General features: G+C 67.0%; 18 protein-coding genes and 1 rRNA gene. 17 read left to right on the top strand and 2 right to left on the bottom strand.

The window, feature by feature from the left end; genetic code table 11:
• Positions 1-20 precede the first annotated feature (20 nt).
• The 11 genes from argC to FBY28_RS03210 all read left to right on the top strand — a co-directional run bounded on the left by argC (position 21) and on the right by FBY28_RS03210 (position 10,162).
• The gene (gene argC, locus FBY28_RS03260) at positions 21-1,052 is read left to right on the top strand and encodes an N-acetyl-gamma-glutamyl-phosphate reductase (RefSeq protein ID WP_141864216.1); all 1,032 of its coding nucleotides are present in this window, start codon (positions 21-23) and stop codon (positions 1,050-1,052) included.
• On the top strand, positions 1,049-2,266 hold the full coding sequence (gene argJ, locus FBY28_RS03255; RefSeq protein WP_286177697.1) for a bifunctional glutamate N-acetyltransferase/amino-acid acetyltransferase ArgJ: 1,218 nt from the start codon (positions 1,049-1,051) through the stop codon (positions 2,264-2,266). The genes argC and argJ overlap by 4 nt, the downstream gene beginning before the upstream one ends.
• Positions 2,263-3,150, top strand: a complete 888-nt coding sequence (gene argB / locus FBY28_RS03250; protein ID WP_141864213.1) for an acetylglutamate kinase — start codon at positions 2,263-2,265, stop codon at positions 3,148-3,150. The genes argJ and argB overlap by 4 nt, the downstream gene beginning before the upstream one ends.
• 52 nt (positions 3,151-3,202) lie before the next feature.
• A complete protein-coding gene (locus FBY28_RS03245; RefSeq protein ID WP_141864210.1) occupies positions 3,203-4,402 on the top strand; it encodes an acetylornithine transaminase in 1,200 nt (399 codons plus the stop codon).
• A gap of 3 nt (positions 4,403-4,405) precedes the next feature.
• Positions 4,406-5,329, top strand: coding sequence for an ornithine carbamoyltransferase (argF, locus tag FBY28_RS03240; RefSeq protein ID WP_141864208.1), 924 nt, complete (start codon positions 4,406-4,408; stop codon positions 5,327-5,329).
• 4 nt (positions 5,330-5,333) lie between these two features.
• Entirely contained in the window at positions 5,334-5,810 is a 477-nt protein-coding gene (locus FBY28_RS03235) for an arginine repressor (protein ID WP_141864206.1), read from the top strand.
• A gap of 27 nt (positions 5,811-5,837) precedes the next feature.
• Positions 5,838-7,037, top strand: coding sequence for an argininosuccinate synthase (locus tag FBY28_RS03230; protein ID WP_019511548.1), 1,200 nt, complete (start codon positions 5,838-5,840; stop codon positions 7,035-7,037).
• A gap of 85 nt (positions 7,038-7,122) precedes the next feature.
• A complete protein-coding gene (gene argH, locus FBY28_RS03225) occupies positions 7,123-8,532 on the top strand; it encodes an argininosuccinate lyase (protein ID WP_141864204.1) in 1,410 nt (469 codons plus the stop codon).
• Positions 8,533-8,547: 15 nt separating this feature from the next.
• Entirely contained in the window at positions 8,548-9,153 is a 606-nt protein-coding gene (locus FBY28_RS03220) for a hypothetical protein (protein WP_141864202.1), read from the top strand.
• On the top strand, positions 9,150-9,716 hold the full coding sequence (locus tag FBY28_RS03215; protein ID WP_141864200.1) for a hypothetical protein: 567 nt from the start codon (positions 9,150-9,152) through the stop codon (positions 9,714-9,716). The genes FBY28_RS03220 and FBY28_RS03215 overlap by 4 nt, the downstream gene beginning before the upstream one ends.
• Entirely contained in the window at positions 9,713-10,162 is a 450-nt protein-coding gene (locus tag FBY28_RS03210) for a hypothetical protein (protein ID WP_141864198.1), read from the top strand. Before FBY28_RS03215 ends, FBY28_RS03210 begins: the two co-directional genes overlap by 4 nt.
• Here FBY28_RS03210 and FBY28_RS03205 read toward each other — a convergent pair.
• The gene (locus FBY28_RS03205) at positions 10,119-11,423 is read right to left on the bottom strand and encodes a hypothetical protein (protein ID WP_141864195.1); all 1,305 of its coding nucleotides are present in this window, start codon (positions 11,421-11,423) and stop codon (positions 10,119-10,121) included. The two genes, FBY28_RS03210 and FBY28_RS03205, sit on opposite strands and share 44 nt — an antisense overlap.
• Before the next feature lie 39 nt (positions 11,424-11,462).
• Positions 11,463-13,250 carry an ABC-F family ATP-binding cassette domain-containing protein gene (locus tag FBY28_RS03200; RefSeq protein ID WP_141864193.1) on the bottom strand — a complete coding sequence of 596 codons (1,788 nt, stop codon included), beginning with the start codon at positions 13,248-13,250 and terminating at the stop codon, positions 11,463-11,465.
• Between the two features lie 130 nt (positions 13,251-13,380).
• On the opposite strand from FBY28_RS03200, the gene FBY28_RS03195 reads away from it, so the two are divergent.
• From FBY28_RS03195 to FBY28_RS03170, 6 genes are all read left to right on the top strand, one after another.
• The gene (locus tag FBY28_RS03195; RefSeq protein WP_216847475.1) at positions 13,381-16,350 is read left to right on the top strand and encodes an acyl-CoA synthetase; all 2,970 of its coding nucleotides are present in this window, start codon (positions 13,381-13,383) and stop codon (positions 16,348-16,350) included.
• A gap of 52 nt (positions 16,351-16,402) precedes the next feature.
• Complete coding sequence (locus tag FBY28_RS03190; RefSeq protein ID WP_141864188.1) at positions 16,403-16,837, top strand: hypothetical protein; 435 nt, start codon at positions 16,403-16,405, stop codon at positions 16,835-16,837.
• Between the two features lie 2 nt (positions 16,838-16,839).
• Positions 16,840-17,058: a Trm112 family protein gene (locus FBY28_RS03185; protein WP_031601564.1), complete on the top strand. Its 219-nt coding sequence runs from the start codon at positions 16,840-16,842 to the stop codon at positions 17,056-17,058.
• Positions 17,059-17,106: 48 nt separating this feature from the next.
• Positions 17,107-17,718 carry a DNA-3-methyladenine glycosylase gene (locus FBY28_RS03180; protein ID WP_141864186.1) on the top strand — a complete coding sequence of 204 codons (612 nt, stop codon included), beginning with the start codon at positions 17,107-17,109 and terminating at the stop codon, positions 17,716-17,718.
• A gap of 17 nt (positions 17,719-17,735) precedes the next feature.
• Complete coding sequence (tyrS, locus tag FBY28_RS03175; protein ID WP_174241525.1) at positions 17,736-19,028, top strand: tyrosine--tRNA ligase; 1,293 nt, start codon at positions 17,736-17,738, stop codon at positions 19,026-19,028.
• A gap of 407 nt (positions 19,029-19,435) precedes the next feature.
• A 16S ribosomal RNA gene (locus tag FBY28_RS03170) occupies positions 19,436-20,955 on the top strand.
• Positions 20,956-21,126: the final 171 nt, after the last annotated feature.

Raw genomic sequence — 21,126 nt, 5'->3', positions numbered from 1 at the left:
ACGATGCAAAGATCGCACTCATGACATCCGTAGCTGTCGCCGGTGCCAGCGGATACGCCGGTGGCGAGATCCTGCGTCTGCTGCTCGGCCATCCCGCCTACGCAGACGGGCGACTGACCATCGGGGCGCTCACGGCCGCGGCCAGCGCTGGCAGCACCCTGGCCGAGCATCACCCGCACCTGCTGCCGCTGGCAGACCGGGTGCTGCAGGCCACCGACGCCGCCCTGCTCGCCGAGCACGACGTGGTGTTTCTCGGCCTGCCGCACGGCCACTCGGCCGCGCTGGCCGAACAACTCGGCGACACCGTCATCATCGACTGCGGTGCCGACTTCCGGTTGACCGACGCGGCGGACTGGGAGAAGTTCTACGGCAGCGCGCACGCCGGCACCTGGCCCTACGGGCTACCCGAACTTCCCGGGGGTCGTGCGGCGCTCGCCGGGGCCACCCGCATCGCCGTACCGGGCTGCTACCCGACCTCGGCGCTGCTGGCGCTGCTGCCCGCCATCGAGGCGGGCCTCGCCGAACCCGCCGTCACCGTCGTCGCGGTCAGCGGCACCTCCGGCGCGGGCAAGGCCGCGAAGGTCGACCTGCTCGGAGCCGAGGTGATCGGATCGGCGCGGGCCTACAACATCGGCGGAAAGCACCGGCACACCCCCGAGATCGCCCAGGGCCTGCGCAAGGTCACCGACAAGCCGGTGACGGTGTCGTTCACCCCCGTACTCATCCCCACCTCGCGCGGCATCCTGGCCACCTGCACCGCACCGACCCAGGCATCCGAGTCCGAGATTCGGGCGGCATATGAGAAGGCCTATGCCGACGAACCATTCATCCATCTGCTGCCCGAGGGGCAGCTGCCCAGGACCGGATCGGTGATCGGCAGCAATGCCGCCCAGATCGCCGTCGCCGTCGACGCCGACGCGGGCACCCTCGTGGCCGTCTGCGCCATCGACAACCTCACCAAGGGCACCGGCGGTGCCGCGGTGCAGTCGATGAATCTGGCATTGGGATGGCCCGAAACCGAAGGATTGTCGACCGTGGGAGTGGCACCGTGAGCGGAGCGAACCAAGAGATTCCGGGCAAGCTTGTACGTACACAGGGCGTCACCGCCCCGGCCGGCTTCCGGGCCACCGGTATCTCCGCCGGTATCAAGGCTTCCGGAGCGCTCGATCTGGCGTTGGTGTTCAACGAGGGGCCCGATCATCACGCCGCCGGCGTGTTCACCCGTAACCAGATCAAGGCCGCACCCGTGCAGTGGTCGCAGCAGGTGCTGACGACGGGCAGGCTGCGCGCGGTCATCCTGAACTCCGGAGGTGCCAACGCCTGCACCGGTCCCGGTGGGTTCCAGGACACCCATGCCACCGCCGAGGCGGTCGCCGCGGCGCTGAGCGACTGGGGCACCGAGACCGGGGCCATCGAGGTCGCGGTGTGCTCTACCGGCCTGATCGGTGATCGGCTCCCCATGGACAAGGTGCTCGCCGGTGTCACCGAGATCGTGCACGAGATGGCCGGTGGGCTGACCGGCGGCGAAGAGGCCGCCCGGGCCATCATGACGACCGATACGGTGCCCAAACAGGTTGCGCTGCACGCGGACAACTGGACCGTCGGCGGGATGGCCAAGGGCGCGGGCATGCTCGCCCCGTCGCTGGCCACCATGCTGGTGGTGATCACCACCGATGCCGTGGCCGGTGCGGACATGCTGCGGGCCGCTCTGGACAATGCCGCGGCGCGGACCTTCGACCGCCTCGACGTCGACGGCAGCTGCTCCACCAACGACACAGTGCTCCTGCTGGCCTCCGGCGCCAGTGAGGTCACCCCGAGCCAGGACGACCTGGACGCGGCCGTCTTCGCCGTCTGCGACGACCTGTGCGCCCAGCTGCAGGCCGATGCCGAAGGTGTCACCAAACGCATCACTATCACCGTCGGCGGTGCCGCCTCCGAGGATGACGCGCTGTTGGCCGCGCGGGCCATCGCCCGCGACAGCCTGGTCAAGACCGCACTTTTCGGGTCCGACCCCAACTGGGGCCGCGTGCTGGCCGCCGTCGGTATCGCGCCGGTGACGCTCGATCCGCTCCGGATCAGCGTGTCCTTCAACGGGTCTCCGGTCTGCATCGACGGTGCCGGTGCCCCCGGCGCCCGCGAGGTCGATCTCTCCGGTGACGAGATCGAGGTACTGGTCGACCTGGCCTCCGGTGATGCCTGCGCGTCGATCCGGACCACCGACCTGTCGCACGCCTATGTCGAAGAGAACTCGGCCTACAGCTCATGAGTGACACCGGCGAAGAGCATTCGACGCGGGCGAAGGCGGCGATTCTCGCCGAGGCGTTGCCCTGGCTCAAGCAGTTGCACGGCAAGATCGTCGTGGTCAAGTACGGCGGCAACGCCATGACCGATGACGCGCTCAAGGCGGCCTTCGCCGCCGACATGGTGTTCCTGCGCAACTGCGGGATCCGGCCGGTCGTCGTGCACGGCGGCGGCCCACAGATCAGCGCGATGCTCAAGAAGCTGGGCATCGCAGGCGATTTCAAGGGCGGGTTCCGGGTCACCACACCGGAGGTGCTCGACGTCGCCAGGATGGTGCTGTTCGGTCAGGTGGGCCGCGAACTCGTCGGCCTGATCAACGCGCACGGCCCCTACGCAGTAGGTGTCACCGGCGAGGACGCTCAACTGTTCACCGCGGTCCGGCGCAGCGTGACCGTCGACGGTGTTGCCACCGATATCGGGCTGGTCGGCGACGTCGAACGCGTCAACGCCGATTCGCTGCTGGATCTCATTGCCGCAGGTCGTATTCCGGTGGTTTCCACCATCGCACCCGATATCGACGGTGTGGTGCACAACATCAACGCCGATACCGCGGCCGCGGCGTTGGCCGAGGCGCTCGGTGCCGAGAAGCTGCTGATGCTCACCGATGTCGAAGGCCTCTACACCGATTGGCCGGACCGTACCTCCTTGGTCAGCGAAATCGACAGTGCGGCGCTGACGCAGCTGCTGCCCAGGCTCGAATCGGGCATGGTGCCCAAGATCGAGGCGTGTCTGCGCGCCGTCGACGGTGGTGTGCCCAGCGCGCACGTCATCGACGGTCGCGTCGAACACTGTGTGCTCGTGGAGCTTTTCACCGACGAAGGAACCGGAACAAAGGTGGTGCCCGCATGAGCGAGCGAATCATGGATGTCGCATGCGGCACCCGAGCCTGCGAGGTGGCCGCATGACCCTCGCCAGCCGCTGGGAAGCGGTCATGATGAACAACTACGGCACCCCGCCCCTGGCGCTGGTCGCCGGCGACGGCGCCGTCGTCACCGACGAATCCGGCAAGAGTTATCTGGACCTGCTCGGCGGTATTGCGGTCAACCTGCTCGGCCACCGTCATCCGGCCGTCATCGAGGCCGTCACCGCCCAGCTCAACACGCTGGGGCACACTTCGAACCTGTACGCCACCGAGCCCGGTATCGCCCTGGCCGAGCGGCTCGTCGATCACCTCGGAGCGTCGGGGGCGAGCGAAGCGACGGCCGATGTCACAGCAAGAGCGTTCTTCTGCAACTCCGGCACCGAGGCCAATGAGGTCGCATTCAAGATCACGCGGCTCACCGGACGGACCAAAGTCGTTGCGGCAGAAGGTGGTTTCCACGGCCGCACAATGGGATCGCTGGCGCTGACCGGCCAGCCCGCCAAGCGCGCACCCTTCGAGCCGCTGCCCGGACAGGTCAGCTTCGTGCCCTACGGCGATGTCGACGCGCTGCGTGGCGCCGTCGACGACGAGACGGCCGCGGTGTTCCTGGAGCCGATCATGGGGGAGAGCGGCGTGGTCGTCCCGCCGCCCGGCTACCTGGTCGCGGCCCGGGAGATCACCGCCGCACACGGCGCCCTGCTCGTCCTCGACGAGGTGCAGACCGGCGTCGGACGGACCGGAGCCTTCTACGCCCACCAGCACGACGGCATCACCCCCGATATCGTCACCCTGGCCAAGGGGCTGGGCGGTGGGTTGCCGATCGGCGCGTGCCTGGCCATCGGCGCAACGGCAGACCTGTTGACCCCGGGTCTGCACGGCAGCACGTTCGGTGGCAACCCGGTGAGCACCGCGGCCGCGCTGGCGGTACTGCAGACGCTGGACGCCGAGGACCTGGTCAATCGGGCCGGTGCGGCGGGCAAGACGATCAGCCACGGCGTCGAGGAGATCGGCCATCCGCTGGTCGACCACGTCCGCGGCAAGGGTCTGCTCATCGGCATCGCGCTCACCCAGGACAAGGCCAAGGCCGTGGAGGCGGCCGCCCGCGAGGCCGGCTTCCTGGTCAACGCCGCCGCGGCCGACGTGATCCGACTGGCCCCGCCGCTGATCATCACCGATGCCCAGATCGACGAGTTCCTCACCGCACTGCCCGCGGTACTCGACAACGGAGCCAAGGGGTAAAGCATGACCCGCCATTTCCTGCGTGACGACGACCTGACGCCCGACGAGCAGGCCGAGGTGCTCGCCCTGGCCGCCGAACTCAAGGCGGCGCCGTTCTCGCGGCGCCCACTGGAGGGGCCGCGCGGCGTCGCCGTCATCTTCGAGAAGAACTCCACCCGCACCCGGTTCTCCTTCGAGATGGGCATCGCCCAGCTCGGCGGGCACGCCGTCGTCGTCGACGGCCGCAGCACCCAGCTCGGTCGCGAGGAGACCCTGGAGGACACCGGCGCGGTGCTCTCGCGCTATGTCGACGCCATCGTGTGGCGGACCTTCGCCCAGGAACGCCTGAGCGCCATGGCCTCCGGGTCGACCGTCCCGATCGTCAACGCGCTCTCCGACGAGTTCCACCCGTGCCAGGTGCTCGCCGACCTGCAGACCCTCGCCGAGCGCAAGGGCGCGCTCGGTGGCCTGACCATGACCTATCTGGGTGACGGCGCCAACAACATGGCCCACTCGCTGATGCTGGGCGGGGTCACCGCCGGGATCGATGTCACCATCGCCGCACCGGTGGGTTTCGAACCGCATCCGCAGTTCGTCGACGCCGCCCGCCGCCGCGCCAGTGAAACGGGAGCGACGGTGTCCGTCAGCGCCGACCCGAGGGCTGCCGTCGACGGTGTGGACGTCCTGGTCACCGACACCTGGACCTCGATGGGCCAGGAGAACGACGGCCTGGACCGGGTGCGCCCGTTCCGCCCGTTCCAGGTCAACGCCGACCTGCTGAAGCTTGCCGACCCCGATGCCGTTGTCCTGCACTGCCTTCCGGCGCACCGCGGACACGAGATCACCGATGAGGTCATCGACGGCCCGCAGAGTGCGGTGTTCGACGAGGCCGAGAACCGGCTGCACGCCCAGAAGGCGCTGCTGGCCTGGCTGTTGGAGCGTTCCTGACATCATGAGCTCCCCGACCCGGGCCGGCCGCCAGGCCCGCATCGTCACGTTGCTGTCGTCGCACGCGATCAGCAGCCAGACCGAGCTGGCCGCCCTGCTCGCCGCCGAGGGTATCGATGTCACCCAGGCCACCCTGTCCCGGGACCTGGAGGAACTCGGTGCGGTGAAGCTGCGCGGGGCCGACGGCGGTGTCGGGGTGTATGTGGTGCCCGAGGACGGCAGCCCGGTGCGGGGCGTTTCAGGGGGAACCGAGCGGGTCACGAAGCTGCTCGGTGAACTGCTGGTCTCCACCGATTCCAGCGCCAACCTGGCCGTGCTGCGCACTCCGCCCGGGGCGGCGCATTACCTGGCCAGCGCCATCGACCGGGCATCGTTGCCCCAGGTTGTCGGCACGGTCGCCGGTGATGACACCATCTTCGTGATAGCCCGTGAGCCGATGACCGGCGCAGAGCTCGCGAGCATGTTCGAAAACTTGAAGTAACAGTTCACTAAAAAGGGAGATCAACCAATGTCCGAGCGCGTCATCCTGGCGTATTCCGGCGGTCTGGACACCTCGGTGGCCATCAGCTGGATCGGCAAGGAAACCGGCAAGGAGGTCGTCGCCGTCGCCATCGACCTCGGCCAAGGCGGCGAGGACATGGATGTCGTGCGTCAGCGCGCCCTGGACTGCGGCGCTGTCGAGGCCGTGGTCGTCGATGCCCGCGACGAGTTCGCCGACGAGTACTGCCTGCCGACCATCCAGTCCAACGCGCTCTACATGGACCGTTACCCGCTGGTGTCGGCCATCAGCCGGCCGCTGATCGTCAAGCATCTGGTCAAGGCCGCGCGTGAGCACGGTGGCGGCATCGTGGCACACGGCTGCACCGGCAAGGGCAACGACCAGGTCCGGTTCGAGGTCGGATTCGCTTCGCTGGCACCGGATCTGCAAGTTCTTGCCCCGGTTCGTGACTATGCCTGGACCCGCGAGAAGGCCATCGCCTTCGCCGAGGAGAACGACATCCCGATCAATGTCACCAAGCGGTCGCCGTTCTCGATCGACCAGAACGTCTGGGGTCGCGCGGTGGAGACCGGGTTCCTGGAGCATCTGTGGAACGCGCCCACCAAGGACGTCTACGACTACACCGAAGACCCCACCATCAACTGGAGCAGCCCCGACGAGGTCATCGTGGGGTTCGACAAGGGTGTGCCGGTCAGCATCGACGGTCGCCCGGTGACCGTGCTGCAGGCCATCGAGGAGCTCAACCGGCGCGCCGGCGCCCAGGGCGTCGGCCGGCTCGACGTCGTCGAGGACCGCCTGGTCGGCATCAAGAGCCGCGAGATCTACGAGGCGCCCGGCGCCATGGTGCTGATCACCGCGCACACCGAGCTGGAGCACGTCACCCTGGAGCGCGAGCTGGGCCGCTACAAGCGCGGCACCGATCAGAAGTGGGGCGAGCTGGTCTATGACGGCCTCTGGTACTCGCCGCTCAAGCGCGCGCTGGAGTCCTTCGTCGCGCACACCCAGGAGCACGTCACCGGCGAGATCCGACTGGTCCTGCACGGTGGGCACATCGCGGTCAACGGCCGTCGCAGCCCGACCTCGCTGTACGACTTCAACCTGGCCACCTACGACGAGGGTGACAGCTTCGACCAGTCCAGCGCCAAGGGCTTCGTGCACGTGCACGGGCTGAGCAGCAAGATCTCGGCCAAGCGCGACCTGGGCCTGTGACCCCACTCCTTCGCGAGCGTGCGCGTCTGCTGGCGACACGCCGCTGCCAGACCGGAGTTCACGCACGCTCGCGGAAGGAATCTGCATGAGCACCAACGAAGGATCGCTGTGGGGCGGACGGTTCGCCGACGGACCGTCCGACGCCCTGGCCGCGCTGAGCAAGTCGACCCACTTCGACTGGGCGCTGGCCCCCTATGACGTCACCGCCTCCAAGGCGCACGCGCGGGTCCTGCATCGCGCCGGCCTGCTCACCGACGAGCAGCGCGACGGCCTGTTGGCCGGTCTGGACAGCCTTGGCGCCGATGTGGCCGACGGCAGCTTCGGGCCGCTGCCGACGGACGAGGACGTCCACGGGGCGCTGGAGCGCGGTCTGATCGATCGGGTCGGACCCGAGCTCGGTGGCCGACTGCGTGCCGGCCGCTCGCGAAACGACCAGGTGGCCACCCTGTTCCGGATGTGGTTGCGCGACGCCGTCAAGGCCGTCGGCGACGGGGTGCTCGACGTGGTGGCGGCGCTGGCCACCCAGGCGGCCGCGCACCCGACGGCGATCATGCCGGGCAAGACGCATCTGCAGTCCGCGCAACCGGTATTGCTCGCCCATCACCTGCTGGCCCATGCGCACCCGCTGTTGCGCGACGCCGAACGTCTCGTCGACCTGGACAAGCGGACCGCGGTGTCGCCGTATGGTTCCGGTGCGTTGGCCGGATCCTCGCTGGGGCTCGACCCCGATGCCATCGCCGCCGAGCTGGGCTTCGACGCCACTGCCGACAACTCCATCGACGCCACGGCGGCAAGGGATTTCGCGGCCGAGGCGGCCTTTGTGTTCGCGATGATCGCGGTGGATCTCTCACGGTTGGCCGAGGACATCATCCTGTGGAGCACCACCGAGTTCGGTTATGTGAAGCTGCACGACGCCTGGTCGACGGGCTCCTCGATCATGCCGCAGAAGAAGAACCCGGATATCGCCGAGCTGGCCCGCGGGAAGTCCGGGCGGCTGATCGGCAATCTGACCGGCCTGCTGGCGACGCTCAAGGCGCAGCCGTTGGCCTACAACCGGGATCTGCAGGAGGACAAGGAACCCGTCTTCGATTCGGTGGGGCAGCTGCAGCTGCTGCTGCCGGCGATGGCCGGATTGGTCGCCACCCTCACCTTCGACACCGACCGGATGGCCGAGTTGGCGCCGCTGGGCTTCACGCTTGCGACCGATATCGCCGAATGGATGGTGCGCCAAGGTATTCCGTTCCGCGTTGCGCACGAGGCGGCCGGCGCGGCGGTCAAGGCGGCCGAGGCCCGCAACGTCGGGCTGGAGGAACTCGCCGACGATGAGCTGGCGGGTATCCACCCAGGGCTGACGGCCGAGGTGCGCGCGGTGTTGACCATCGCGGGGTCGGTCGACTCGCGGGATGCGCGTGGCGGCACGGCGCCGGTCCAGGTGGCCCGTCAGCTTGTCGTGGTGCGCGACACCGCCGACCGGCTACGGATCAGGTTGCGCTAGGTAGTATCTGCAGCCATGGAACCGGCTCGGGGGAGCGCCGCGCCCGGGCGTGTCCGGCAGTGGCTGGCAGGGTGGGGATTCAAGGAGTGGCGACGCGCGGGGCTGGTGACCGTCCTGGTGGCCACCGCCGCGTTCGGTGGGTTGGACACCGTCAACAAGAAAGTCACCGACATCAAGGTCGGCGAACAGTTCGACACCGGACGGTTCGAGATGACGGTGCTGCGCGCCACCCTGGTCGACGAGGTCCGTGCCGGCGAGCGCCGAGTTTTCGGGGCGAAGCCGGGCCGCCGCTATCTCGGCGTGGTGATGAAGGTGCACAACACCAGCACCCTGCCCGGCCCGGTGGCGCAGCCGGTGGAATTGGTCGGGCTGACCGGTGTCGTCAACCTGGCGGCCATCCGGCTGGCCGACGGCACCCTCTCGATAAGCCTGGGGCCGGGCCTCACCGACGACGTGGTGCTGATGTGGGATGTTCCGGCCGATGCGCTGGCGGTCGGCGGGCAGTTGCCGTTGCGGATCAGCAAGGAGGTCCGCAAGATCAACGCGACCGTCGGTCAGGGCTGGGTGTCCAGCCTGACCGACTACGCACAGCTCACCGTCCCGGTCGGCGGCAATCGATGAGGCGCTCGCTGGCCGCGTTGTCGACCGCCGCGGTCATCGCTGCCGCGGCCTGGACGTGGCACGGCCTGCCGATCCCCGATGAAGTGTTCGCCCCCTTCGATGTCGAGGTTGCGATGGGACAGCAGGCCACCGGCGCGGCGGTCACCGCGCAGGTCGACGGTGTCCGGATCGGACCACGGGTTGACAAGACGGTTTATCCGCCGGGCACCGTCGATGCGGTCGGTGTATGGGTCGCCGTCGATGGCACGGCGATGACGACCCGCAGAGATCAGGTGCCCTCGGTCGAACTGATCGTCGGGCCCAACACCTATGCGCCCACCAGTCGACTCGGGGTCGTCGCGGTCAGCGGGTCGTTGGCCCCCGGGATCCGGGCGAGCGGTTCGTGGGTGTTCGACGTCCCGCCAGATCTCGTGGCGCCGGGCAGGGACCGGGTCACGCTGCGCATGTGGGTCGGAGACTGGCGGCTGAACTCCCGGCTGGTCATCGATATCGATCTGGCCGATCCGCGGGTGCAACGCACCGACCGGATCGATATCGGCCCGGGAAAGCAGGTCGGGACATGAAACTCTGGCAACGCAATCTGATCGGCACCGCCGTCGCCGTGGCGGCGGCGATCACCACCACCGTGTTCATCCTGGAACCGGAATGGACCGACTACCGGCGCACCGTCGTGCCCGAGCACATTGCCGCACCGCGGCAGTCCATCGAGGTGGACGGGCAGAAGTGGTCGGTGCGCAATGTCAGCCGGACGACGACCAAGTATGGGTCCGCCCTACCCGAGGGCACCGTCCAACTGAACGTGCTGATCGAGCGATCCGGCACGGCCACAGGGGAGTTGGGCTGCACCGGTTACCTGATCGAGGGGCAGCGTTCGTGGCGGGGCAGCGGCCCGCCCTGTGGTGCGGCGATGTCGCTGCCGTGGACGTTCCTGGTGCCGTCGAGCGTGGAGCCGACGGCGGTGGACGTCATGAGACCGGACGGCTCGATTCTGCTCCGGCTGGAGCTGTAGCCGCGGCGGAGCGCTGCACACACCAGGCCAGCGTGGTGGCCACCAGACAGATCCGCAGCGGCTCGATGATCGAATGGGAGATCAAGGCCATCACGTCCCAGGTGGCGAACCAGAACCCGATGTCGTGGGGTCCCATCAACCATGCCATGCCCCGGAACAGGTAACCCGGCCCCAACTGTGCCCGGTAGAAGCTGCCTGCCATGTCCAGCCAGGCCAGGCCGAGATAACCGAGCACATACATCGACAACGCGAGCAGGCCGCCTGCGGTGATGACATGGGCGGAATCGGTGATCGGTTTGAACTTGCCGATCTGACCGGTCAGCTGATTGCGCACCTCGGTGCGTACCTTGCCGGGCACGCGTTTCCATCCTGAGCTCAGCTGGGTGCGTCGCGTCTGAGCCCGCTGCATCCACCGGTCGACACGGGCACCACCGATTCGCTGTGCCTCGACACGCCAGTCGGCCTTTGTGGTGGCGCCGTAGACGATGCACGCCACGGCCAGCCAGATCAGTGGTACCGCCGCGCCACCGAAGACGGTGCTGACGGCCCACGTCACGGCATCCCAGAACTTCTGCAGGAACTGCACGTGGGAGAACAGACTCTCGCGGGTGTCGTTGAACCACACGATGATCCGTCGCTCGGCAATCCAGGCCGACGGGTTGATCAGGATGGTGAGACCTTGGCTGGCCGAGTATGTCAGCACCAGAAAGACCCACAGCGTGTCCAGGTAGACCTGAACCGGCAACAGCCAGGCCGGTGTGCGGTCCTTCAGTCGGCCGAGGGCGAACCGGGCCACCAGCGCCAAGCCGATGATGACGAGGGTGACGCTGCCGACCGGCAGCATGCTGGGATGCAGGGTGGGCGACGAATCCGGTGACATCATCGCCGCACCTGCGCGGTACTCCATGGCGCGGTACTCGAAGGACAGCCAGTCTTCCCGAAACATCTGCCAGGCCAGATAGATTGCGAAGAACGGCACGATGATGGTCGCGAAGATGTCGATCTGACGGGCAGGTCGCCGCGCCAACGCGGCCAGCGCGGGGATGCCCGGCCGGATCACCAGGAACATCGCCACATAGGACCCGAGCCGGGCCATACCGGCCAGCGGCATGATCAGCGAGGCCCACACGTAGTTGTCGTAACCGGCCCACGCGGCCCACTCGATGGCGCCCATACGGCCGAGATACCCGACCAGGTAACACGCCACCAACTGCGGGAAATAGCGCACGCACAACGTCAGCGGTGCCAGCACGTATCGCACGGCATTCATCGTAGGAGGCCCCCCGACCGAAATCTCGGGTCAGCCTACGCTGTCGGACAACTCGAGCCAGCGCTCCTCCAGAGCTGCGACCTCGGATTCCAGCTCCCGCAGCCCACCGCTGAGCCGTTGCAGCCCTTCGTAGTCATCCTGATCGTGCTCGGCGAGCCGGACATGGGCGGCTTCGATCTGGCTGGCGAGCTTCTCCAGTTTGCGTTCGATCGCCGAGATCTCCTTCTGCGCGGTGCGCAGGTCGGCGCCCGACAACCCTTCCTGGACCGTCGGTTTCGCGGCCGCCGGACCGGTCTGCGACGCATGCGCGGCCCGCAGCCGTAGATACTCGTCGACCCCGCCGGGCAGATGCCGCAGATGCCCACCGAGGATGCCGTATTGCTGGTCGGTGACGCGCTCCAGGAAGTACCGGTCGTGGCTGACCACGATCAGCGTGCCCGGCCACGAGTCGAGGAGATCTTCCATGGCCGCCAACATGTCGGTGTCCAGGTCGTTGGTCGGCTCGTCGAGGATCAGCACATTGGGCTGCTCCAACAGGATCAGCAGCAGCTGCAGACGCCGCTGCTGGCCACCGGACAGATCCTTCACCGGAGTCGACAGCTGCGCGCTGCCGAACCCGAGCCGTTCGAGGAGTTGGCTCGGGGTGAGCTCCTGGGCCTTGGAACCGGCTCCGAACGTGTAGGTGGTGGCCAGCCGGCTCAGCACCACCCGGACCGGCTCGTCGAGATGGTCGGCCAACCGGTCCGAACCCTGGGTCAGGGTGGCGATATGGACCGTCTTGCCGGTTTTGACGCGACCCTCGGTGGGGTGCACGGAGCCGTCGACGAGACCGAGCAGGGTTGATTTGCCCGCGCCGTTCACCCCGAGAATGCCGGTCCGCTCACCCGGTGCGATCCGCCATTCGACATCGCGCAGCACGGCCTTCTCGCCATAGCTGACCGAGACGTCCAACAGGTCGACCACCTGCTTGCCCAACCGGGTGACCGCCAGCGATTGCAGGGCGACCTTGTCCCGGATCTCGGGTACGTCGGCGATCAACGCGTTGGCGGCGTCGATACGGAACTTGGGCTTGGAGGTCCGTGCCGGTGCGCCGCGCCGCAACCAGGCGAGTTCCTTGCGGGCCAGGTTCTGCCGGCGCGCCTCGATGGTGGCGGCCTGCCGGTCGCGTTCCACGCGCTGCAGGATGTAAGCCGCGTAGCCCCCGTCGAACGGCTCGACTATCCGGTCGTGCACCTCCCAGGTGGTGTTGCACACCTCGTCGAGGAACCAACGGTCGTGCGTGACGACCAGCAGCCCACCGGCCGAAGCCGACCAGCGTCGTTTGAGATGTTCGGCCAGCCAGGTGATGGCCTCCACATCGAGGTGGTTGGTCGGCTCGTCGAGTGCGAGCACGTCGTGGTCACCGGCCAGCAGGCGGGCCAGCGCAACCCGTCGCCGCTGACCGCCGGAGAGCGTCCCGAGCACCGCATCCCAGCTCAGGTCGCCGAGCAACCCGGCGATGACATCGCGTCCGCGCGGATCACCTGCCCACACGTGTTCGGCGACGTCGCCGACGACGGCATGCCCGACGGTGTCGTCGGAATCGAGCGTGTCGGCCTGATCGAGCACCCCGACGCGCACTCCGCCGCGGACCGTCACCCGGCCCGAATCGGGTCGCACCCGGCCGGCCAGCATGGCCAGCAAGCTGGACTTTCCGTCGCCGTTGCGTCCGACGATGCCGATCCGGTCGCCCTCGTTGACCCCGAGGGAGACCGAGTCGAAGACCACCTTGGTGGGATATTCCAGATGTAGGGCCTCGGCCCCGAGAAGATGCGCCATGTCGGAGTCCAGGTTAGGCGGGGGCGCGCTGGACATTCGCGGCGGCCGACCAGTGGCGCTGTGCCATGATGTCGGGGCAATCGGGGGATTGGCGCTGGTGTCTGGACTCATACGGTAGGGGAGCACTGTGGTGGATTTCTCACTGGTCACCGGTCCGGTGAGCCGCTTGCTGGCCACCGCGCAGAACGGCATCGAGGTGCTGCGCTATGGGGGCCTGGAGACCGGAGCGGTGCCCTCGCCGTACCAGATCGTCGAGAGCGTGCCGATGTACCGGTTGCGGCGCTACTTCCCGCCGGACTCCCGGCCGGGCACCGCCCCCGCGGGCCCGCCGGTGCTGATGGTGCATCCGATGATGATGTCGGCCGATATGTGGGATGTGACGCGCGAGGACGGTGCCGTCGGCATCCTGCGCGCCGCGGGCATCGACCCGTGGGTGATCGATTTCGGTTCACCCGATCAGGTCGAGGGCGGCATGCGACGCAACCTGGCCGACCACGTGGTGGCTCTCAGTGAGGCCATCGACACGGTGAAGCGCGTTACCGGCAGTGACGTTCACCTTGCGGGGTACTCGCAGGGCGGCATGTTCTGCTATCAGACCGCGGCGTATCGCAGGTCCAAGGATCTGGCGAGCATCATCGGATTCGGGTCCCCGGTCGACACCCTGGCCGCCTTGCCGATGGGTATACCGCCCAATGTCGGTGCGGTCGCCGCCAACTTCATGGCCGACCACGTGTTCTCCCGGATCGATATCCCGGGGTGGTTGGCCCGCACCGGGTTCCAGATGCTCGACCCGATCAAGACGACCCAGGCCCGGCTGGATTTCCTGCGCCAACTCCATGACCGCGAGGCGCTCCTCCCGCGCGAGCAGCAGCGCCGGTTCCTGGACTCGGAGGGTTGGATCGCCTGGTCGGGACCGGCCATCTCGGAGCTGCTCAAGCAGTTCATCGCGCACAACCGGATGATGTCCGGCGGGTTCAACATCCGTGGCGAGCTGGTGACGCTCGCCGATATCAAATGCCCGGTGCTGGCCGTCGTCGGCGAGGTCGACGATATCGGCCAGCCCGCGGCGGTACGCGGGATCAAAACCGCGGCGCCACAGGCCGACACCTACGAATACCTGATCCGCGCAGGGCATTTCGGATTGGTCGTCGGGTCCAAGGCGGCCACGCAGACCTGGCCGACGGTGGCGTCCTGGGTCAAGTGGCGTAGCGGTGACGGCGAGCTGCCCGAGGCCGTCGTGCCGATGGGTGAGCAGCCTGCCGAGTCCTCCGACAGCGGTGTGGCCCTGGCCTCACGCGTCGCGCACGGCGCGGCGGCCGCTTCCGAGCTGGCCTTCGAGCTGGCCCGCTCGGCCGCCGATGCGGTTGTCGCGACCAACAAGTCGGCGCGCACGCTGCTCGTGGAGACCGCGCGCACCCTGCCAAGGCTCGCTCGGCTCGGCCAGATCAACGACCACACCCGGATCTCGCTGGGCCGGATCATGACCGAACAGGCGCTCGGTCATCCCGACGGCGAGTTCCTGCTGTTCGACGGTCGTGTGCACACCTATGAGGCGGTCGACCGGCGCGTCAACAACGTCGTGCGCGGTCTGATCGACGTCGGTGTGCGCCAGGGCGTGCGGGTCGGGGTGCTGATGCAGACCCGGCCCAGCGCCCTGGTCGCGATCGCCGCGCTGTCCCGCCTGGGCGCGGTCGCGGTGCTGATGCCCCCGGACGCCGATCTGGCGCTGGCGGCCCGGCTCGGCGGAGTGGTCGAGATCCTGACCGATCCGGCGAACCTGGAGGCGGCCCGGACACTGGACCGTCGGGTGTTGGTGCTGGGTGGTGGCGAGACCCGTGAGCTGCAGTTGCCCGAACCGGGCAGTGGTTCCGCCGAGGTGATCGACATGGAGCGCATCGACCCGGATCGTGTCGAGCTGCCCGGTTGGTACCGTCCCAACCCCGGTTTCGCCCGCGATGTCGCCTATATCGCCTTCGCCACCGTCAACGGTGAGCTGGTGGCCCGCCAGATCACGAACTATCGCTGGGCGCTGTCGGCGTTCGGCACCGCGTCGGCGGCCAACCTCGGCAACCGCGACACCCTGTACTGCCTCACCCCGCTGCATCACCCATCCGGATTGTTGGTCAGCCTCGGTGGCGCGGTGGTCGGCGGCGCACGGATCGCCCTGTCGCGCGGGCTGGCTCCCGACCGCTTCCTGCACGAGATCCGCCAGTACGGCGTCACCGTGGTGTCCTACACCTGGGCGATGCTGCGCGAGGTCATCGACGACCCCTCGTTCGTCGTCAACGGCACGCTGTCGGTACGCCTGTTCATCGGTGCCGGCATGCCGACAGGGCTGTGGCGGCGGGTCAGCGAGGTGTTCGCCCCGGCCCACGTCGTCGAGTTCTTCGCGACCACCGATGGGCAGGCCGTGCTGGCCAACGTGGCCGATGTGAAGCCCGGCTGCAAGGGCCGCCCGTTGCCGGGCGGGCCGTTCATCGAGCTGGCGGCCTATGACGTCGACGAGGATCTGATCCTGGAGGACGAGCGCGGTTTCGTGCTGCGGGCCCAGCCCGGCGAGGTCGGTCTGTTGCTCGCGCGCCCGCGGGGTCCCATCGATCCGACCGCCTCGGTCAAGCGGGGCGTCTTCGCGCCCGCCGACACCTGGGTGTCCACCGAGCAGCTCTTCCGGCGTGATGATGACGGTGACTACTGGCTGGTCGACAGCCGCAGCGCGGTGATCCGCACCCCGCGCGGTGTGGTGTTCACCGCCGCGGTCAACGATGCCGTCGGCCGGATCGGCGCAGTCGATCTCGCGGTCACCTATTGCGTGGACGGTCCGGACGGGCCGCTGGTGCTGACGGCGGTGGCGTTACGTCCCGGCGGCAGCGTTCCCAGCGCGGAGGTCACCGAGGCACTTGCCGCCATGCCGGTCGGCCGCGGCCCTGATGTGGTGTATGCGGCACCGGAGATGACCCTCGGTGCGTCGTACCGGCCCGAGGTGGGTCCGCTGCGTGCGGCGGGCATCCCGAAGTCCACGCGTAACGCCTGGTACTTCGACGGCGATACGTTGCAGTACAAGCGCATGACCGCTGCGGTGCGCGCCGAGCTGGATCTGTGAGACCGAGCCCGACGTGCGGTGCGCTGTTAGGCTCCCGGCTAGGAGGATCGTGATGACATCATTCACTCGGCGTTCGCTGGCGGCAGCCATGATCGCCGCCGGGTTGTTGACCGGCGGCACCACCGCGACCGCACATGCCGACATCTTGGACAGCCTCGCCGATATCTACGCCTCGGGCTCCTCCGGCGGTCAGGTGTCCAAGCTGCTGGACTCCGCGATCACGCTCCGCAATCGTGGCATCCCGCCGTCGCCGGGAAATCAGGCGGCGTTGCGGGCGGCGATGGATCAGCGTCCCAATCTGGTGCCGTTGACCGAGGCGCTGCAGGCCACCGTCGCGCAGCAACGGCAGGCCTTGCAGCGTGCTGCGGCAGGCAAGGCGAGCCCGGCGCCGGTCGGTCCGGCCGCGCCGTGGGTGCCGCCGGACCCCAACAATGATCAGCCGCTGGCGCCTCCCGGGTGGGGCAGCAGCATCGCACCGTTCGGCTGATCGTGACTCTTGACGCCAAGCTTCTGGAGATCCTGGTCTGCCCCGAGGATCGCGGCCCGCTTCATCATGTCGCCGGCGAGTGTCTGTACAACCCTCGGCTGCGCCGTGCGTACCGCATCGACGACGGTATTCCGGTGCTGCTGATCGACGAGGCGGTCACCATCACCGATGACGCCGAGCACGCGCGCCTGATCGGCTCGGCGCAGACGGACCCGCGCTGACGCAGCGCGGTTGGTGACGACGGATCCGGCTGCGGGCACAATCGGTGCGTGAGCGCAGCCGAGTTGTCCGGAGACCCGGTGCGCTCGGCACGTCGCCTGGTCGGTGCGCGACTGTTCGGACGCGGGGTCAGCGCCACGATCGTCGAGGTCGAGGCCTACGGAGGACCGCCCGACGGACCGTGGCCGGACCCCTCCGCGCATTCGTTCCGTGGGATTCGGCCGCGTAACGCGGTGATGTTCGGTCCCGCCGGTCGGCTCTACACCTATCGCAGCCACGGGATCCATGTGTGCGCCAATGTGTCCTGCGGACCCGATGGGGTTGCCGCCGCAGTGCTGCTGCGTGCAGCGGTGATCGACGACGGTGAGCCGGTGGCGCGATCGCGGCGCGGTGTCGTCGCACCCGATCACGGTCTGGCCAGAGGCCCGGGAAACCTGTGCTCGGCACTGGGAATCACCATGGACGACAACGGGATTGACCTTTTCGAGCACACCGCGGCGGTGCGTCTTGAGTTGGCCGACCCGGCAGTCGCGGTCGACGGACCGCGGGTCGGGGTCAGCACGGCCGCCGACCGCCCCTGGCGGTTCTGGTTACCCGAACGGCGGGAGGTGTCGGCATATCGGCGCAGCCCGCGGGCACCCGCGCCGGGTGACAGCGACTGATGGGCGAAGATGGCAGCGTGAGTACGGGCATCCTGGATGAGCTGCAATGGCGCGGACTGATCGCGCAATCGACCGACCTGGAGGCGCTGGCCGGCGCGCTGGCCGACGGCCCGTTGACGCTGTATTCGGGTTTCGATCCGACCGCGCCGAGCCTGCATGCCGGTCATCTGGTGCCGCTGCTGACGTTGCGCCGGTTCCAACAGGCGGGGCACCGACCCATCGTCCTGGCCGGCGGAGCCACCGGAATGATCGGTGACCCGCGCGACAGTGGCGAGCGCACCATGCAGACCGTCGACACCGTCGCCGACTGGGCCGATCGCATCCGCGGTCAGCTGGAACGGTTCGTGGAGTTCGACGAGTCCGCGACCGGCGCCGTGGTCGAGAACAACCTGTCCTGGACAGGGCCGATGTCGGCCATCGAGTTCCTGCGTGACGTGGGCAAGTACTTCTCGGTCAACGTCATGCTCGACCGTGACACGGTCCGCCGCCGCTTGGAGGGCGACGGCATGTCCTATACCGAGTTCAGCTACATGCTGCTGCAGGCCAACGACTTCGTGCAGCTGTACGACCGGCACGGATGCGCACTACAGATCGGCGGATCCGATCAGTGGGGCAATATCGTCGCCGGCGTGCGCCTGGTGCGCCAGCAGCGCGGGGCCACCGCCCACGCACTGACCACGCCGCTGGTCACCGACTCGACGGGTAAGAAGTTCGGCAAGTCGACCGGCGGCGGGAATCTCTGGCTGGATCCGGAGCTGACCAGCCCATATGCCTGGTATCAGTACTTCGTCAACACCGCCGACGCCGATGTCGTGCCGTATCTGCGCTGGTTCACCTTCCTGAGCCGGCAGGAGATAGACGAGTTGGCCGAGGCCACCGAATCACGTCCGCACGAACGAGCCGCCCAACGCCGGTTGGCGCGCGAGCTCACCACCCTGGTGCACGGTCAGGCCGCCACCGACTCCGTCGAGCTGGCAAGTCAGGCGCTGTTCGGTCGCGCGGAGTTGGCCGATCTCGATGAGTCGACCTTGGGTGCGGCGTTGAAGGAGGCCGGTGACGGCGCGGTGGCCGAACTGCCGGCCGGCGGGGCCGACGGCATTCTCGACCTCTTGGTGGCCAGCGGATTGGTGGCCAGCCGCGGTGCTGCGAAACGCACGCTCGCCGAGGGCGGTGTGTACGTGAACAACGTGCGAATCGAAAGTGACGAGTGGATACCACAACCATCGGACTTTTTGCATGATCGTTGGCTGGTGTTGCGACGTGGCAAGCGCAACATTGCCGGAGTGGTGCGGGTGGCCGCCGGTTCGTGACGGGGCCGACGCGCTGACCAGCGAAGATGCCGAGCTGACCAGGCGATTTGACTCGCTGTTAGCCCTGCCGTAACTTATTCCAAGTCAGAGCGACACGGCCGCAAGCCGGAGAGCGAAGACCAAATCCGAGAGAGAAACCCTTAACCGGGGAGTACCTCACTGCCCGCACTACGGACCGCGGCTTTTAGCCGCGGACTTGTTGCGCGGTCGGAATCGGGCGTGTTGTTTGAGAACTCAATAGTGTGTTTGGTGGTTTTTGTTTGTTGTTTTTTGCCATCTTGGTGGGGGACTCCCCGTCTTCCTGCCACGTGGGATGGTTTGTTTTTTTGATGCCAGTTTTTGGTGTCTTTTGTTTGTGATCGGATTTTTCTGATTCGAATTCTGCCTCGATTTGTTCGAGGGGTTTTTGTTTGGAGAGTTTGATCCTGGCTCAGGACGAACGCTGGCGGCGTGCTTAACACATGCAAGTCGAACGGAAAGGCCCTTCGGGGTACTCGAGTGGCGAACGGGTGAGTAACACGTGGGTGATCTGCCCTGCACTTTGGGATAAGCCTGGGAAACTGGGTCTAATACCGAATATGATCATCGGCTTCATGGTCGGTGGTGGAAAGCTTTTGCGGTGTGGGATGGGCCCGCGGCCTATCAGCTTGTTGGTGGGGTAATGGCCTACCAAGGCGACGACGGGTAGCCGGCCTGAGAGGGTGACCGGCCACACTGGGACTGAGATACGGCCCAGACTCCTACGGGAGGCAGCAGTGGGGAATATTGCACAATGGGCGCAAGCCTGATGCAGCGACGCCGCGTGAGGGATGACGGCCTTCGGGTTGTAAACCTCTTTCAGCACAGACGAAGCGCAAGTGACGGTATGTGCAGAAGAAGGACCGGCCAACTACGTGCCAGCAGCCGCGGTAATACGTAGGGTCCGAGCGTTGTCCGGAATTACTGGGCGTAAAGAGCTCGTAGGTGGTTTGTCGCGTTGTTCGTGAAAACTCACAGCTTAACTGTGGGCGTGCGGGCGATACGGGCAGACTAGAGTACTGCAGGGGAGACTGGAATTCCTGGTGTAGCGGTGGAATGCGCAGATATCAGGAGGAACACCGGTGGCGAAGGCGGGTCTCTGGGCAGTAACTGACGCTGAGGAGCGAAAGCGTGGGGAGCGAACAGGATTAGATACCCTGGTAGTCCACGCCGTAAACGGTGGGTACTAGGTGTGGGTTTCCTTCCTTGGGATCCGTGCCGTAGCTAACGCATTAAGTACCCCGCCTGGGGAGTACGGCCGCAAGGCTAAAACTCAAAGGAATTGACGGGGGCCCGCACAAGCGGCGGAGCATGTGGATTAATTCGATGCAACGCGAAGAACCTTACCTGGGTTTGACATGCACAGGACGACTGCAGAGATGTGGTTTCCCTTGTGGCCTGTGTGCAGGTGGTGCATGGCTGTCGTCAGCTCGTGTCGTGAGATGTTGGGTTAAGTCCCGCAACGAGCGCAACCCTTGTCCTATGTTGCCAGCGGGTTATGCCGGGGACTCGTAGGAGACTGCCGGGGTCAACTCGGAGGAAGGTGGGGATGACGTCAAGTCATCATGCCCCTTATGTCCAGGGCTTCACACATGCTACAATGGCCGGTACAAAGGGCTGCGATGCCGTGAGGTGGAGCGAATCCTTTCAAAGCCGGTCTCAGTTCGGATCGGGGTCTGCAACTCGACCCCGTGAAGTCGGAGTCGCTAGTAATCGCAGATCAGCAACGCTGCGGTGAATACGTTCCCGGGCCTTGTACACACCGCCCGTCACGTCATGAAAGTCGGTAACACCCGAAGCCGGTGGCCTAACCCCTTGTGGGAGGGAGCCGTCGAAGGTGGGATCGGCGATTGGGACGAAGTCGTAACAAGGTAGCCGTACCGGAAGGTGCGGCTGGATCACCTCCTTTCTAAGGAGCACCACGAGAACCAGGCCCGCCCACATCGTGTGGGAGTTCGGTGACCTTTGGTCGATTCGTTGGATGGCCTTCGCCTGTAGTGGGTGGGGGTCTGGTGCGACAACAAACTTTTATGAAACTGCCGGACACACTATTGGGCTTTGAGACAACAGGCCCTGCGAT

This window comes from Arthrobacter sp. SLBN-53, assembly GCF_006715585.1.
Lineage (GTDB): Bacteria > Actinomycetota > Actinomycetes > Mycobacteriales > Mycobacteriaceae > Mycobacterium > Mycobacterium neoaurum_A.
The sequence above is the reverse complement of the archived record's forward strand: the minus strand, read 5'-3'. Positions and strand labels throughout refer to the sequence as shown.